Source organism: Colwellia sp. E150_009, assembly GCF_053543955.1.
On the sequence record NZ_JBHFOM010000038.1, the window covers coordinates 1 to 15,800 of the forward strand.

13 protein-coding genes are annotated in these 15,800 nt (G+C 35.9%); 9 read left to right on the top strand and 4 right to left on the bottom strand.

Features of this window, described 5'->3' with window-relative positions; all coding sequences use genetic code 11:
• The first annotated feature begins 202 nt into the window (after nucleotides 1–202).
• Nucleotides 203–1,549 carry a sodium-dependent transporter gene (locus tag ACE1OF_RS14900; protein ID WP_448895441.1) on the top strand — a complete coding sequence of 449 codons (1,347 nt, stop codon included), beginning with the start codon at nucleotides 203–205 and terminating at the stop codon, nucleotides 1,547–1,549.
• Nucleotides 1,550–1,592: 43 nt separating this feature from the next.
• Here the strand turns inward: ACE1OF_RS14900 and ACE1OF_RS14905 are convergent, their stop codons facing one another.
• Nucleotides 1,593–2,309 carry a TIGR01621 family pseudouridine synthase gene (locus ACE1OF_RS14905; RefSeq protein ID WP_448895442.1) on the bottom strand — a complete coding sequence of 239 codons (717 nt, stop codon included), beginning with the start codon at nucleotides 2,307–2,309 and terminating at the stop codon, nucleotides 1,593–1,595.
• Nucleotides 2,310–2,387: 78 nt separating this feature from the next.
• Between ACE1OF_RS14905 and ACE1OF_RS14910 the strand changes: the two genes are divergently transcribed.
• The 3 genes from ACE1OF_RS14910 (at nucleotide 2,388) to ACE1OF_RS14920 (ending at nucleotide 7,990) form a co-directional block, all read left to right on the top strand.
• Nucleotides 2,388–5,264 carry a M16 family metallopeptidase gene (locus tag ACE1OF_RS14910; protein ID WP_448895443.1) on the top strand — a complete coding sequence of 959 codons (2,877 nt, stop codon included), beginning with the start codon at nucleotides 2,388–2,390 and terminating at the stop codon, nucleotides 5,262–5,264.
• Nucleotides 5,265–5,406: 142 nt separating this feature from the next.
• Entirely contained in the window at nucleotides 5,407–6,996 is a 1,590-nt protein-coding gene (gene gshA / locus ACE1OF_RS14915; protein WP_448895444.1) for a glutamate--cysteine ligase, read from the top strand.
• A 373-nt stretch (nucleotides 6,997–7,369) separates the two neighbouring features.
• Complete coding sequence (locus tag ACE1OF_RS14920) at nucleotides 7,370–7,990, top strand: transglycosylase SLT domain-containing protein (protein ID WP_448895445.1); 621 nt, start codon at nucleotides 7,370–7,372, stop codon at nucleotides 7,988–7,990.
• A gap of 304 nt (nucleotides 7,991–8,294) precedes the next feature.
• Here the strand turns inward: ACE1OF_RS14920 and ACE1OF_RS14925 are convergent, their stop codons facing one another.
• The 3 genes from ACE1OF_RS14925 to ACE1OF_RS14935 form a co-directional block, all read right to left on the bottom strand.
• Nucleotides 8,295–9,599: an HlyC/CorC family transporter gene (locus tag ACE1OF_RS14925; protein ID WP_448895446.1), complete on the bottom strand. Its 1,305-nt coding sequence runs from the start codon at nucleotides 9,597–9,599 to the stop codon at nucleotides 8,295–8,297.
• 32 nt (nucleotides 9,600–9,631) lie between these two features.
• Nucleotides 9,632–10,435, bottom strand: coding sequence for a cytochrome C assembly family protein (locus tag ACE1OF_RS14930; protein WP_448895447.1), 804 nt, complete (start codon nucleotides 10,433–10,435; stop codon nucleotides 9,632–9,634).
• A gap of 102 nt (nucleotides 10,436–10,537) precedes the next feature.
• A complete protein-coding gene (locus ACE1OF_RS14935; RefSeq protein WP_448895448.1) occupies nucleotides 10,538–11,767 on the bottom strand; it encodes an SO_0444 family Cu/Zn efflux transporter in 1,230 nt (409 codons plus the stop codon).
• A gap of 236 nt (nucleotides 11,768–12,003) precedes the next feature.
• Between ACE1OF_RS14935 and ffh the strand changes: the two genes are divergently transcribed.
• The 5 genes from ffh to rplS all read left to right on the top strand — a co-directional run bounded on the left by ffh (nucleotide 12,004) and on the right by rplS (nucleotide 15,626).
• The gene (gene ffh / locus ACE1OF_RS14940) at nucleotides 12,004–13,386 is read left to right on the top strand and encodes a signal recognition particle protein (protein ID WP_448895473.1); all 1,383 of its coding nucleotides are present in this window, start codon (nucleotides 12,004–12,006) and stop codon (nucleotides 13,384–13,386) included.
• A gap of 208 nt (nucleotides 13,387–13,594) precedes the next feature.
• A complete protein-coding gene (gene rpsP, locus ACE1OF_RS14945; protein ID WP_448895474.1) occupies nucleotides 13,595–13,843 on the top strand; it encodes a 30S ribosomal protein S16 in 249 nt (82 codons plus the stop codon).
• A 53-nt stretch (nucleotides 13,844–13,896) separates the two neighbouring features.
• Nucleotides 13,897–14,424, top strand: a complete 528-nt coding sequence (rimM, locus tag ACE1OF_RS14950; protein WP_448895449.1) for a ribosome maturation factor RimM — start codon at nucleotides 13,897–13,899, stop codon at nucleotides 14,422–14,424.
• Nucleotides 14,425–14,478: 54 nt separating this feature from the next.
• Entirely contained in the window at nucleotides 14,479–15,246 is a 768-nt protein-coding gene (gene trmD / locus ACE1OF_RS14955) for a tRNA (guanosine(37)-N1)-methyltransferase TrmD (RefSeq protein WP_448895475.1), read from the top strand.
• Between the two features lie 26 nt (nucleotides 15,247–15,272).
• Nucleotides 15,273–15,626, top strand: a complete 354-nt coding sequence (rplS, locus tag ACE1OF_RS14960; protein ID WP_448895450.1) for a 50S ribosomal protein L19 — start codon at nucleotides 15,273–15,275, stop codon at nucleotides 15,624–15,626.
• Nucleotides 15,627–15,800 lie beyond the last annotated feature (174 nt).

The following is a 15,800-nucleotide window of genomic DNA, read 5'->3' on the forward strand; positions in this document are numbered from 1 at the left end:
TTGATTTTGACAAGGGAATGACCATTCTCTTCAATCAATGCCTTGCCTACATGGATGTAGGTACTTAGGTTATGTTTGGAACGTATAACCTGTGCCTCTAAGCCTTTTAATTCTCGCTGAGAGGGAAAGAACTTAATCAACTTGGTATTACTTCTATGCTAACAAACAATATAAAAATGAGAATAATAAATGAGAGTTACTAATGAATAAAGCAAGAGGTGGTTTTAGTTCGCGCATTGGTTTTATTATGGCTGCTGCTGGTTCGGCAGTGGGGTTGGGTAATATTTGGGGGTTTCCAACGCAAACAGCGAGTAATGGCGGGGCAGCATTTGTATTAGTGTATTTAATTTTAGCTTTTTTTTTAGCTTATCCCGCATTTATGGCTGAATTGTTAATTGGTCGCTATGGTCAGGCTAATGCCGTGACATCAATGCAAAAAATGTCACGTAATCATTGGCAAAAGCGTTTTGCTTTTATTGTTGGCTTTGGGGGCATTCTTTGTGCAGCGTTAATTTTAAGTTTTTATGGCATTATTGCTGGATGGATGATGTCATATGCGTTTGAGCCAATAGCGCGTCTTGTTGGCTTAACACAAGTAGCTGACTGGTTTATTAATCAATCTTTATTACGAAATTTACTCTTTACTGTTCTATTTATGCTCTTAACTATCACTATTATACGTCGTGGCGTTGAGCAAGGAATTGAAAAATGGTCTAAACGTTTAATGCCTATGTTGATAGGCTTATTAATTATATTAATTGCTTATGTTTTTACCCTTGACGGTTCTCAAGAAGGGTTTGTTGCCTATTTAAATCCAGATATTTCTCGTGTATTAGAACCAGATTTACTTATTAGTGCGCTTGGCCAAGCCTTCTTTTCTTTATCACTAGGTACGAGCGTAATGGTTATTTACGGTTCATATATTGCGAAGAAAGAAAATTTAGTAACATTAGGAGCACAAGTGACGTTAATTGATGTGTCTATTGCTTTTCTTGCTGGGCTGTTAATTATTCCAGCTATGTATGTTGCGCAGGCACAAGGTGTGGCAATTTTTGCTGAAGATGGTAGCTTAATTTCTGGGTCTAACTTGGTCTTTACGGTCTTACCTTCTCTTTTTTCAGGTATGGGAACGGTTGGCTTATTTGTTGGTTTTGGTTTTTTTGTGTTAATGACTATTGCGGCATTAACATCAAGCATTTCTATGCTTGAAGGTCCTGTTTCTTTTGTTGTTGAACGTCATAATCTGCGGCGAGAAAAAGCAACCACATTCATTGGTGTTGGTATTTTTCTGTTGAGTGTCATTATTATTGCTAATATTAGCTTTATGTTGGATTTTGTTGCTGTGCTAGCTACTCAATATGGGCAACCCATTATTGCCATGTTATGTTGTATTTTTGTTGGTTGGATATGGCATCGTAATGAAATTTTAACAGAATTAAAGCAAGGTCATGCCGAGGTTGAGCACAGTTTTTTTTGGAAAATTTGGCCTTGGTATATTAAATTTGTTTGTCCAAGTGCAATTGGTACCGTGTTTTGGCATACGTTGTGATATATCGCTAAGGCTAAGAAGTTCTTATTGTGACGATATTGGCTTAAACGTTATATTTAGGCCAATTTAACATCCAAGGGTGTGCAACTTCGGTCAATTTTTGTTTGAAGTTGTTAGCTAAAAATAATGCTCCCTCGTTAGGGGGTAAAGTAAACTTATATTCCTTACCCATAAACTCGAAACGTAAAGCATACGCATGTAAATATCCTCTGTCTGCTATCAAGTTTAATTCCATATTTGGGTTTGAATAATATAGCGAATCACCTAAAATAGGCGCACCAATACTACTAAGTGCGACACGTAGTTGATGGGTTTTCCCTGAATGAGGTTTTAATAGATATAAACGTTGTTTATTGCCAATACTATAAGAAAAAAATTGTGTAATAGCTGGTTTTTTTTGAGTGCGCATAAGTTTAAACATCCCTCGACGACTTTTTTCCATATCTCCTTTAATGAGTCCTTGTTTTTTCGTTGGTTTTTTATCGCTAATGGCAAGGTAATACTTTTCAATTTTGTGAGTTTGAAATAATTCCCCAAAAATCTTTGCAGAGTTATTATTTGTTGCAAAAATAAGTAACCCTGATGTCATTTTATCTAATCGATGAACAGGATAAAGGTCAGTTACTGTAGAATTGAGTAATACATAGTTTTTAATTTGTGAAAATAGCCCTTTACCTAGTTCCCCTTCATCATGAAAATTAACATTAGTACTTTTTGATACCACGATAAAATCACTTGTTTGTGTAATAATTTTAAACATTTAATAAGTCTACTTTCTAAGATTATTTGGTATGATAATTCAATCAACCTCATTTTACTCTTTTAACAGGATGTTATTTTGAAAAACACCTTTAATTATTTCTCAAAGCTGGGCGCAATTATTTTAGTAACAGGGGCATTATTTGCCTGTACTAGCCAAAAAAACACACTTAAAACAAGTGATAATAACCATTTACCTAAGGGTGTACGTTTACTTGAAAGCGTTGAAGAAAGCGAGGACCGTTTAGCCATTCCTTTTAAAAAATACAAGTTAGATAACGGGTTAACGGTTATTTTACATCAAGACAACTCAGATCCCTTAGTTCATGTAGATGTAACCTATCATGTTGGCTCAGCGAGAGAGCAATTAGGGAAGTCTGGTTTTGCTCATTTTTTTGAACACATGATGTTTCAAGGGTCTAAAAATGTTGCCGATGAACAACATTTTAAAATTGTAACGCAAAGTGGTGGTAATTTAAATGGCACAACAAACACTGATCGCACTAATTATTATGAAACTGTTCCCAAAAATCAATTAGAAAAAATGTTGTGGCTTGAATCTGACAGAATGGGGTTTTTATTAGAAACCATCACGGAAGAAAAGTTTGAAATTCAACGTGCAACGGTAAAAAATGAACGGGGTCAAAATGTTGATAATCGTCCTTATGGCCGATTGAATGAGACAATAAATCAAATGATTTATCCGCGTGAACACCCTTATTCATGGCCTGTTATTGGTTATATGTCTGATTTGGATAGAGAAACGGTAACTGATTTGAAAGCGTTTTTTAGTCGTTGGTATGGTCCTAATAATGCGGTGCTGACTATTGGTGGTGATATTGATGAAGCACAAACATTGTCGTGGGTTAATAAATATTTTGGTGATTTAAAACGAGGCCCCGATGTGAGCAATATCCCTAAATCATTAACCAGCTTATCGGAGAATCGTTATTATTCATTTAGTGATAATGTTTCCCTTCCATTACTTTATATTAGTTACCCCACAGTTTATGGTATGCATGAAGATGAAGCTGCTTTAGATGTGTTTTCTAATATTATAGGTAACGGTCCAACGTCTTTACTGTATAAAAATTTAGTTAAATCGGGTATTGCTGTACAGGCGGGGGCAAGTCATCCTTGTAAAGAACTAGCCTGCCAAATGAGTTTTTTTGCTTTACCAAATCCGCAACAAGGAATGGAATTGGCTAAAGTTGAACAGATTATTAATGACACCTTACTTGAATTTGAAACACGCGGTGTTAATGATGATGATTTATTAAAAACTAAAGTAAGCATAGAAACAGGTACTATTTATGGACTGCAAAGTGTTTCAGGAAAGGTGTCAACGTTAGCGCATTTTGAAACAGTTTTAGATAATGCTGATTACACCGCACAACAAGTTGCACGTTATAACAACGTGACTAAGGCCGATGTAATGCGTGTTTATCAAAAATATATAAAGGGCAAAGGCGCTGCAATATTATCTATTTATCCTAATGGTCAAAAACAAGTAATAGCCAAAGCAGATAACTTTACATTACCCGATATAAGTACCCCCCCTAAACTTGCTCATCTTGATGTGCCTATTATGAAAAACGTGAGCACTTTTGATCGTTCTGTTATGCCAACATCGAGTGCCAACCCACAAGTTGATGTGCCAGCTTTGTGGCGTGATAAGTTCAACAATGGATTACAAATCATTGGTACTAAGAATGGCGAAACTCCAACAGTCAATTTATTACTGAGTATTGAAGGTGGCCCTTTACTTGATCCTATCGAAAAAGCAGGTTTAGCCTCACTTACTGCTAGTTTAATGAATGAAGGAACAACAAATTATATTAAAGAAGAGTTATCTAATGAGCTCGCGAAGTTAGGCAGCGATATAAGTATTAGTGCCAATGGTAGAAATACGACCATTCGTGTTAATTCTTTAGTAAAAAACTTGGATGCTACTTTATTATTGATGTTGGACATGATGCTGAATCCTGCTTTTGAAGAGAATGATTTTAATCGTGTTAAAAACCAACTCATACAAATGTTAGAGCAAGGCAATAAAGATGCTAGAACATTAGCAAGTAGAGCACAAAAACAAGTTATTTATGGTAAAAATAACCGCGTTGGTTTAGCTGATGAAGGTACAATTAAAACGGTTTCTACCATTACTTTAGAAGATGTTAAGCGTTTTTATCAGACATATTTTTCACCAACACATGCCAGTCTAGTGGTTGTTGGAGACATAAGTAAAAATGAATTATTGCCTAAGCTTGGTTATTTAAAATCTTGGCAAGGAAAAGACTACAGCATACCTACCCATAAAGAGTTTCCTCAAATAATGCCTAATAAACTTTATTTTGTTGATTTACCTAATGCTAGTCAGTCAGTTATCAATTACAGTCGACGTGCAATGGTTTATGATGCAACCGGTGAGTATTTTAGGGCTACTCTCATGAACTATCCTTTAGGAAGCGCTTTTAATAGCCGTATAAATTTAAACCTTCGTGAAAACAAAGGCTATACTTATGGCGCGTCGAGTTCCTTTGTTGCAGGAAAAACATTAGGTCGGTTCGTTGCGGGTGCAAGTGTGAAAAAAGAACATACTTTTGATGCCATGATTGAAATAGAAAAAGAATTAAATAATTACCAGAAAAATGGCTTAACTCAAGAAGAAGTAAACTTTATGCGTCAAGCTATTTCGCAGAATGAAGCATTAAGTTATGAAACGCCAAGAAAGAAAAGTGGTTTTTTAAGACAATTATTACAATTTAATTTACCAGAAAATTATAGTGAGCAACAAAATAATATAATTACATCAATAACAAAGAAAGAATTAAGTGATATTGCTAAAAAAGAATTGAGTCAACCAATGCAATGGATTGTGGTTGGGGACGGTCAAGTCATTAGGTCACAGCTAGAAAAAATGAATTTAGACATTGTTGAGTTGCAGTTAGTCAAGTAAAGCGTTGTGTAATTAAGCATGGTAGTTTATTCCATGTTGGTATATTACTATCTGCAAATTAGTTTTTACTTGAAAATGAATAAAATGGCCTTATTTAAAGCGAATGAATAGGGCAAATTTTTTGCCACCGTTAGGAATTATTTTGACATTATCATTAAACCATTATATTGACGCTTTCAATCAAAATGAAAACTTTAAAACACTTGCCGATATTGGCCGCGGTATTGAACGAGAAGCGTTAAGGGTATTACCCGAAGGGAAACTTTCAGATCACGGTCATTATAGTGATTTAGGAGCAGCACTTACACACAGCCAAATAACAACAGATTACTCTGAAACATTATTAGAATTTATTACCCCTGTTAGTCATTCACCTGAAGATGCTATTGCACAGCTACAAGATATTCAGAAATTTACTTTTTCTCATATTAGTGGTGAGTTGTTATGGCCAATGAGTATGCCGTGTTTTGTTGATGATGCAGACAAGGTTCCGTTGGCGCAATATGGCAATTCAAATATTGGAAAAATGAAAACAGTTTATCGCCGAGGGCTTAAAAACCGCTATGGATCAATGATGCAAGTGATTGCTGGTATCCACTTTAATTTTTCATTTTCTCAGAGTTTTTGGCAAATAATTCAAAATTTACAGCCACAAGCAAATGAACAACCGTTAAATGATTTTATTTCTGATCAATATTTTTCCATTTTAAGAAATTATAAACGTTACTGCTGGCTAATTCCTTATTTATATGGCGCATCACCAGCCTTATGCAGTTCTTTCCTACAAGGTAAAACAACTCCGCTACCATTTAAAAAATCATCCTCAGGTGCTTTGTATTTACAATACGCCACGTCTTTACGTATGAGTGATTTAGGCTACACAAGTAGTGAACAGTCAAATTTAAAAATATGCTATAACAACTTGCATGATTATGTTGATGCCGTACAAGATGCCATACGTTTGAAGTCAGACGAGTTTGATAAAATAGGGGTGAAAGTAAATGGAGAATATCAGCAGCTAAATGCCAATGTTTTACAAATTGAAAATGAGTTGTATGCACCTATTCGTCCCAAACAAGTGATGAGGCCAGGAGAAAAGCCCTCACAAGCATTAAGAGATCGAGGGGTTGAATACATTGAAGTAAGAGCACTTGATGTAAACCCTTTTGTGGACACTGGCATTAGCCTTGAACAAATTTACTTTTTAGATATCTTTATTACTTATTGTGCTTTTGTTGAAAACAAAAAATTTGATTGTGACTCTCAAAAGAAGTTTGAAAACAATATGAATGAAGTGGTAGTACGTGGGCGTGATCCTGAGTTATTGCTTTCAGATGTTAATTGCGAAGGGGAAGTCAGTTTAAAATCAGTGCCAGAATGGGGAAATGAGTTATTTGATGAGATGGAAAAGGTTGCCTTGCTTTTAGATAAAGCGTATCAAACCACACAATACTCAGAGTCTATCATTCGTGAACGAGCCAAAATCAATGATCCTAGTTTAACACCTTCAGCTAAAGTGTTATCTATTTTGATAGATCAAGAGCAAAGCCTTACAGAATATTCACTAGGGTTAGCCTCTAAATATCGAGATGAAACGGTTGCACGTGATTATCAGTTTTATTCACAACAATATTTTGTTGATGAGGCAGAAAAGTCACATCAAACACAACGAAGTATTGAAGAAAGTGATACCTTAAATTTTGATGATTTCTTGATTAGCTATTTCAAATAACAGGCAAAAAAAATGCATCTATAAACATAGATGCATAAAACACTAAGGGAATAACATGATATTACTATTAAGTATGAGTATGTTTTCCCAATTAAGTTCAACTTAGTTTTAAAAATAATTATCTAAAAACTAAACTTTCCTAAATATAGTAATTTTTGTCGTATTTTAAGCAAAAAAAAGCATCTATAAAAATAGATGCAAAAACATGAAATACTAAGGGAAAAACATAACTATTAAGTAAGAGTCTGTTTTTTCTATTAAGTTCAATTTATTTTTAAAAAAATAAAAATAGTGAAAAAAATATTGTTGATAATGTTAAGTTATTAAAAATCTGGCACTATTACCATCATTGTTTATATTTTCAAGTGTTGTTATGCCTATTAAAAAATTCCCTTATGTTGTGTTGAGCGGTATTTTATTGTTAACAAGTTGTGCTACTCCTCCACCGAGCAATCCTGAGAATGTTTGTGAAATATTTCGCGAGCATAGAAGTTGGTATTTTGCAGCCAAAGATGTACGAGACCGTTGGGGGGTACCAATTCATGTACCTATGAGTATGATGTATCAAGAAAGTTCTTTTAAACATGATGCATTACCTCCACGCGACTACTTATTTGGCTTTATTCCTTGGGGAAGAGTAAGTAGTGCTTATGGCTATTCACAAGCTAAAACGATGACTTGGGATGATTATATTAAAGAAACAGGAAATGGTGGTGCTGACCGCGATGATTTTGAAGATGCCATTGATTTTATGGGGTGGTTTATCTTTAAAACACAGAGAATTAATGGGGTTTCAAAGTGGGATGCCTACAATCAATATTTGAATTATCATGAAGGTTGGGGTGGCTTTAAACGTAAAACCTATAAAAAGAAATCATGGTTAGTGAAGGTGGCTAGAAAAGTAGATAACCGTGCTCGTCGTTATTCATCACAGTTAAAAAGTTGTGAAGAGAGTTTAAATCATGGTTGGTTATGGCGCTTGTTCTTTGGCTAAATTTTATTACCTATAGATAGAAATACTAATAGGTATTTTCTATCTATAGTTAATTCATTTAGGGCTTTGACATGTTGTTTCTATTTATAATATGTGGTTAAACAAGGCTGCAATATGCTTATAAATATATTGGTGCGTTTTCGAAAAAAAACATTAAATTTTTTATTAAAAAACTGTTGTAAAAGTTAAAAGCTGTTCTAAATGGGCTTTGGCATTGTTATCCACAGAAATTGTGGAAAGCTATTTCTATTATTTCTCTTGTGGATAACATTGTGATTAACTTTATTGCTGTGAATGAAAAGGCTTATTTATCTTCATCATCTTCACTAATAAAATATTCAGGCATTACACGTACTGTTTCTATTCTATTTTCTGATGCTTCTACAATTTCAACTGGATAGCCAGCGATACGTACACTTAAGTTGTTTTGTGGAATATCTTCTAGATGTTCAATAATCAAACCGTTCAGTGTTTTAGGGCCATCTGTTGGTAATTTCCATGACATTTCTTTATTCACATCGCGTATACTTGCGCTGCCGTCTACTAGATAGCTTCCATCAGGCTGCAATGTAACAGCATCACTAGGGGTTGGTGTTTGAGTTGTAGTAAAATCACCAACAATCTCTTCTAAAATATCTTCTAATGTTACTAAGCCTTGAATATCACCATACTCGTCTACAACTAATCCTAACCTTTCTTTAGCGTGTTGAAATTTTAATAGTTGAATATTCAAAGGTGTACCCTCTGGAATATAATAGAGCTCGCGTACAGCACGTAATAATGTAGCTTTAGTAAATTGATTTTTAGATAATAATTTTAATGCGTCGCGCGCATGAATATAGCCAACAACATCGTCTATATTGTCACGGTATAAAAGTACGCGAGTATGGTTTGCTTGGGTAAGTTGCTTTTGAATTTTCTTCCAGTCGTCATTCACATCAATACCGATTAATTCACTACGTGGAATCATGATGTCATCTACGGTTACTTTTTCTAAATCAAGTATACTCATGAGCATACTATGATCTTGTGCATGTAATAATGCTCTAGACTCATTGACGACAGACCGTAGCTCTTCACTACTTAAACTGTGTTGTTCTCTTTGTTCTGAGCTAATGCCTAATAGCATTAAAATACCATTTGTAATCCAGTTCACTGCCATAACAAAAGGTAGTAATATTTTTAATAATAATGTTAAGAAAATTGAACTAGGGAAGGCTATTTTTTCAGGGTACAAAGCGGCAAGCGTTTTAGGTGTTACTTCAGCAAAAATTAACACAACTAAAGTCAGTATAATGGTTGCTGCTAGCACAGCTATATCGTCAGATATTCCCATTTCACTTGATAATCTTAATGCAATAATAGTCGCAATGGCAGAAGCGGCTATATTAACTAAATTATTACCAATTAAAATTAAGCCAATGAGTCTGTCTGGACGTTTTAGCAGTTTGCTTACGCGTTTAGCCCCCTTATGTTTTTCTTTTTCGAGATGTCTTAATTTATAACGATTTAGCGACATCATGCCCGTTTCTGAGCCAGAGAAGTAAGCTGAAATGAGTATCAGTATGCCAAGAATAATAAAAAGCATCTGAATTGATATGTTATCCAAAAAGGAGGTACCTTATGTAATTAATAATAAATTTAAGATAGCAGAAACTCTTTGACGAATCGACTACCGAAATAAGATAAGGTTAATAGCGTACTAGCAGTCATGGTTAACACTAAAACCCGATGCCCACGCCAACCTTGTAAATAATGGCCAAGTAATATCACAATATAAATAAACATCGCGATAAGTGATAATACTGTTTTATGTATGTTTTCTTTAGCAAAATACCCGTCTAAAAATGCTAAACCTATTAATTCGCTAGCAAATAAAGCTAATGTTCCTACTGTTAAAATAAGAAATAATTGCTTTTCTACCTGCATTAATGGCGGCAAATGTACTACTGCTGTTAGATTTTTACTTTTTAATTTTAGGTTTATATAACTGACTTGGAACGCGTATAATGTTGCAATAATTAATATACAGTAAGCAATTAATGCAATGCTTATGTGACTGATAAGTATAATTTTCTCTGCAACTAAAGGGATAGATTCTGTTGACGGAATAAATATTCGTGCTAATTGCCAAATACCAGCAAAACCATAAATAACAGGCAGTAATAAATTAACTTTAACACGCAGCGCTACAATTGAAATAGCAATTGTAATAATTAAGCTTACGAGCGAAATTACATTAGGAAGGCTGAAATTAATTCCTTTATTGGGGTTGAAGAATAACTGCGCATCATTAAATAAGTGAATTGCAATGGCCGTAGTTGCTAGGATCAACACGCGTTCAAGATTAGGGCCGTTAGGGTGAAATAAGCGAGATATAATTACCATAGTAGCGAGCATGTAAGCAATAAATGCCATGCTTGATCCAATAACCAAAGATTCCACTAACTTAAACTCCTACTATTATATAGATGGTAAACACAATTTACTGATTCTATCAGATAAAATACTAACTACCATGACAAATGTTACATTGCTTGATTTAAATTAAAGCACTAATCTTCTTAATGGCTTAATTCCTAATAAGACAATTAAGCAGGCACAGGCTAAACCAAACCATTGTGGTAACATTTCATGCGAATGAGACATTTGCTCGGTAATATTAATAGCAAAAAAAGTTAAACCATAATCAAGTAACATAGCAAACCCCAGAGCAGATAAAGCTACCCCCAGCAAATAACGTATTAAAACAGCACCGCCCATTTCATTTTTTATTACACCTAATGTAGATATGTTACTTGCAGGACCGGCCATCATAAATACTAATGCGGTACCAGGAGATAAGCCTGCCATAATAAAGCCCGCGGCGATTGGCGTTGATGCTGTTGCACAAATATACATAGGAATTGATATCACAATCATTAATAACATTGCAGGCAAGCCGCTACCATAATTTAGTAAAAATTCTTCAGGTAAAAAAGTGCGTACAATGGCAGCAAAAGTAATACCAATAGCTAACCAAATAATAATATCATCAATTAATTTTGTTGAAGCGTAGTAAACCCCTGTTTTTGTTTTTTCAATAAAATCTGATATGAAAGACTTTTCTATTAATGACACATCAGCAATGGATGATGTTGCACTACTAGAACAACAGCTGCTTTGGGTTGAAGGTTGGGGATATGAATTTTCAATGGAGGAGCTTGAGCAGCAACTGCTTTGTACGGGCGACTCAGCTTTTTTTATTGGTTGTGACTTGCAACACGTACTTTTATCCTCTGCTTTAGGTAAAGGCTCTACGGTTGTTGTGCTTGAACAACAGCTAGTTGTCCCTTCTTTAGTCGTTGTTACGGGGGGGGTTATAGACTCTTCTTTAGTGGTAGCAACAAGTAAGCCCGTAATTATTGCTGACATTATTGCAGCAAAAGGACGATAAATAGCAAAAACAGGGCCAAGCAATGCGTAGGATACTGAAACCGAGTCAATTCCAGTCTCAGGCGTGGCAACTAAAAAAGATGCCGTTGCTGGTGCTGATGCACCACTACGTCTTAGCTCAGTTGCTACAGGAATTACACCACAAGAACATAAAGGTAATGGCGCACCAATTAGCGCAGCTTTTACTATTGCTGATTTCCCTTTACCTAAGTGCTTGCTTAAAATTTTGCTTGGTACCCAAGCTTTCATTAAACCTGCTATTAATAAGCCTAATAACAACCAAGGGCTTGCTTCTGCACTGAGGTCGATAAAGTTGTCAACAAGAGAGTATAGGTGTTCCATAATTACAACCATAAGATGAAAAGTAAGGTAAATCAACAAGTCTGATTGTATCATGATTTTATCAATGGAGAAGTTCTCAATGATAAATATTGACTATATTTCCTTCTGTTTTCACTGTTTTTGTAACAAATAATTGATTGCGTAACGCTGATCTCGACAATGCTTTTATCACGGGTATAATAGCCGTATTAATTTTCACAACTATTCGCTATTTAAAAGCGTTATCAGAGTCATTCATGTTTGAAAATCTTTCCGAACGATTAGGTAAAACCCTTAAAAATATCAGTGGCCGTGGTCGGTTGACTGAAGACAATATTAAAGACACATTGCGCGAAGTGCGTATGGCATTGCTTGAAGCTGATGTTGCGCTACCTGTAATAAGAGAGTTTGTTAGTAAAGTAAAAGAACAAGCTATTGGTGTGGACGTTTCTAAAAGTTTAACACCAGGGCAAGTATTCGTAAAAATAGTTCAAAAAGAACTAGAGCTTGCCATGGGTGGCATCAACGAAAACTTAAACTTGAAAGCCACACCACCCGCTATTGTTTTAATGGCTGGTTTGCAAGGGGCGGGTAAAACAACATCGGTTGCAAAGCTAGCAAAATTTTTAACAGAACGTGAAAAGAAAAAGGTATTAGTCGTCAGTGCTGATGTTTACCGACCAGCTGCTATAAAACAGCTTGAAACTTTAGCGACTGAAATTAATGTTGGTTTTTTCCCTAGTGATATTAAACAAAAGCCTATTGATATAGCGAATAGTGCTATTGACCACGCGAAGAAAAACTTTTTTGATGTTGTTATTGTCGATACTGCTGGTCGATTACATGTAGACGACAGCATGATGGATGAAATTAAAGCGCTACACGCAGCAATTAATCCTGTTGAAACGCTGTTTACTGTTGATGCTATGACAGGTCAAGATGCTGCCAATACCGCCAAAGCTTTTAATGATGCTTTACCGTTAACAGGTGTTATTTTAACGAAAACTGATGGTGATGCTCGCGGTGGTGCGGCACTGTCAATTCGTCACATAACTGGTAAACCGATAAAATTCATGGGGGTTGGTGAAAAAATAGAAGCTTTAGAGCCATTTCATCCCGACAGAATAGCCTCACGCATTTTAGGTATGGGCGATGTTCTATCACTTATTGAAGAAGTTGAACAAAAAGTTGATAGAAAAAAAGCAGAACAGTTAGCCAAAAAAGTAAAAAGTGGTAAAGGTTTTAGCTTAGAAGATTTTCGTGATCAGCTTGTGCAAATGAAAAGCATGGGTGGAATGATGGGGTTGATGGATAAACTACCAGGTATGGGCAATATGTCTGATAAAGTTAAAGATCAGATGGATGATAAGTTAACCATTAGAATGGAAGCCATTATTAATTCTATGACCCCTGGTGAGCGTGAACACCCTGATATAATAAAAGGCTCACGTAAACGCCGTATCGCTGCCGGCTCAGGTACTCAAATTCAAGATGTAAATAAGTTACTTAAACAGTTTTCTCAGATGCAGAAAATGATGAAAAAAATGTCTGGTAAAGGTGGCATGAAAAAAATGATGCGAGGTATGCAAGGCATGATGCCACCTGGCGGAATGGGGGGCGGTGGAATGTTCGGCCGTTAGTTGTAATTATTTTTGAGCCACTGAACCTTTAAAACTAAAAACCTAAACATGCTTTGTTTAGGTTTTTTTGTTTTTATCATTGTGTTGCTTAGTAAAACAATACTTGCTTTTTATCCTTAAAAGCGTAGAATACGCGAGCTTTTCTGTCGCTTGTCGACAGAAAGTGTCTGGAAAAATCCGTTTTAACACTAAAATTAAAGAGGGCGATATGGTTACCATTCGTTTAGCTCGTGGTGGCGCTAAAAAGCGTCCATTCTATCAGGTTGTTGTTGCAGATAGCCGTAACTCTCGCGATGGTCGTTTCATCGAGAAAGTTGGTTTCTTCAACCCAACAGCACAAGGTCAAGCTGAAAAATTACGCTTAGACCTAGACCGTATCAACCATTGGGTTGGTCAAGGTGCTGGTGTGTCTGATCGTGTGGCTAAGTTAGTAAAAGACGCACAAGTTGCGGCTTAATTGCTTTACTTAGTAAGTATAAGAAGTAAGGTTTAATTTTGTAGTGAGTTGTTATGAATAACGAAAATCAAATTATCTTAGGTAAAGTAGGCGCGGTTTACGGTATCAAAGGTTGGTTGAAAATTCATTCATTCACAGATGAAATAGATGCCATACTTGACTATTTTCCTTGGTCATTAAAATTAGGAAATAAAATACAAACAGTAGAAATTACTGATTGGCGCAAGCACAACAAAGGCTTGATTGTGAAAGTGGGGAACATTGATGACAGAGATCAAGCGCAAGCATTGGTTGGGTCTGAAATATTAACCAGTGAAAGTTCATTGCCTGAATTACCGAAAGGTGAATTCTATTGGCGTGATTTGATCGGCATGAATGTTGTTACCACCAAAGGTTACGACCTAGGAGTGGTTTCCGATATGATGGAAACTGGCGCGAACGATGTACTGGTTGTAAAAGCAAACCTAAATGACGGTTTTGGTAAAAAAGAGCGGTTAATTCCATATCTTTTTGAAGAAGTTGTTGAGTCGGTAAGCATTGAAAATAAACAAATTTGTGTTGACTGGGACCCAGGTTTCTAACTTGTGACTAGTGTTAATTCTTGTACTAATACTACAAAGAAAGAAAAGAACAAAATGTGGATAGGGGTGATAAGCCTTTTTCCCGAAATGTTTAACGCTGTTACTGAGTATGGGGTGACTGGCCGAGCGATCCGTGGTGGGTTAATTGAGTTCCATAAATGGAACCCAAGAGACTTTACTCATGATCGACATCGCACTGTTGATGATCGTCCTTATGGCGGTGGTCCAGGTATGTTGATGATGGTGCAACCACTACAGGATGCCATAACTGCTGCACGTAAAACTGCAAAAGAGAATGGCAGAAAAGCGAAGGTTATTTATTTGTCACCGCAGGGACGGAAATTGGACCAAGCAGGTGTTAGTGAATTAGCACAGAATGATTGCCTGATATTTATAGCAGGCCGTTATGAAGGCATAGACGAGCGGCTAATTACGTCAGATATTGACGAAGAATGGTCGGTTGGTGATTACATTTTAAGTGGTGGTGAATTGCCAGCGATGAATGTAATAGATGCCGTAGCACGTTTAGTGCCTGGTGTATTAGGACATAAAGAATCAGCAGAGCAGGACTCTTTCTCTAACGGTTTATTAGATTGTCCGCATTATACTAGGCCAGAAGTATTGACTACCTCAACAGGGAATGAAATGTCAGTGCCGAAAGTGCTACTTAGTGGAAATCACGAACATATACGTGTATGGCGCCAAGAGCAGTCTCTATTGAGAACATGGACCAGAAGACCAGAATTATTAATTAACCTAGCTCTGACAGATGAGCAGGAAAGAACGTTAGCTTTTATTAAAAAGCAAACAAAATCCACTTAGACTGTGAATACTAGGAAGAAGGTATTATGAGTAAAATTATTGAAATGCTCGAACAAGAGCAATTAAAAAAAGACCTACCAGAATACGCACCAGGCGATACTGTTGTAGTTCAAGTAAAAGTTACTGAAGGTGATAAATCACGTCTTCAAGCATTTGAAGGTGTTGTTATTGCTGTTAAAAACCGTGGCCTACATTCTGCGTTCACTGTTCGTAAAATTTCGAACGGTGTTGGTGTAGAGCGTGTATTCCAGACACATAGCCCAATTGTTGATTCAATTGCTGTTAAACGTCGCGGTGATGTTCGTCAAGCGAAACTTTACTATCTTCGTGAACGTTCAGGTAAATCTGCACGTATCAAAGAAAAATTGGCTAAAAAGTAACTTTCGAATAGAAAAATTTTTGGTTAAGTTTGATGATAAAAAAAGGGTGAATATTAAGTTATTCACCCTTTTTATTTTGTAATATACCCAAACCACCTCAAGATGCTCGTTTCAGCTGAATCCTGCATTTTAAGCTGGTTTGAGCACACTTTACTTATATACTGGGTAGGCACA

Coding starts and splice junctions, on each gene's coding strand:
- ACE1OF_RS14900 (WP_448895441.1), top strand. CDS start 203: ATGAATAAAGCAAGAGGTGGTTTTAGTTCGCGCATTGGTTTTATTATG.
- ACE1OF_RS14905 (WP_448895442.1), bottom strand. CDS start 2,309: ATGTTTAAAATTATTACACAAACAAGTGATTTTATCGTGGTATCAAAA.
- ACE1OF_RS14920 (WP_448895445.1), top strand. CDS start 7,370: ATGCCTATTAAAAAATTCCCTTATGTTGTGTTGAGCGGTATTTTATTG.
- ACE1OF_RS14935 (WP_448895448.1), bottom strand. CDS start 11,767: ATGGAACACCTATACTCTCTTGTTGACAACTTTATCGACCTCAGTGCA.
- ffh (WP_448895473.1), top strand. CDS start 12,004: ATGTTTGAAAATCTTTCCGAACGATTAGGTAAAACCCTTAAAAATATC.
- rpsP (WP_448895474.1), top strand. CDS start 13,595: ATGGTTACCATTCGTTTAGCTCGTGGTGGCGCTAAAAAGCGTCCATTC.
- rimM (WP_448895449.1), top strand. CDS start 13,897: ATGAATAACGAAAATCAAATTATCTTAGGTAAAGTAGGCGCGGTTTAC.
- trmD (WP_448895475.1), top strand. CDS start 14,479: ATGTGGATAGGGGTGATAAGCCTTTTTCCCGAAATGTTTAACGCTGTT.
- rplS (WP_448895450.1), top strand. CDS start 15,273: ATGAGTAAAATTATTGAAATGCTCGAACAAGAGCAATTAAAAAAAGAC.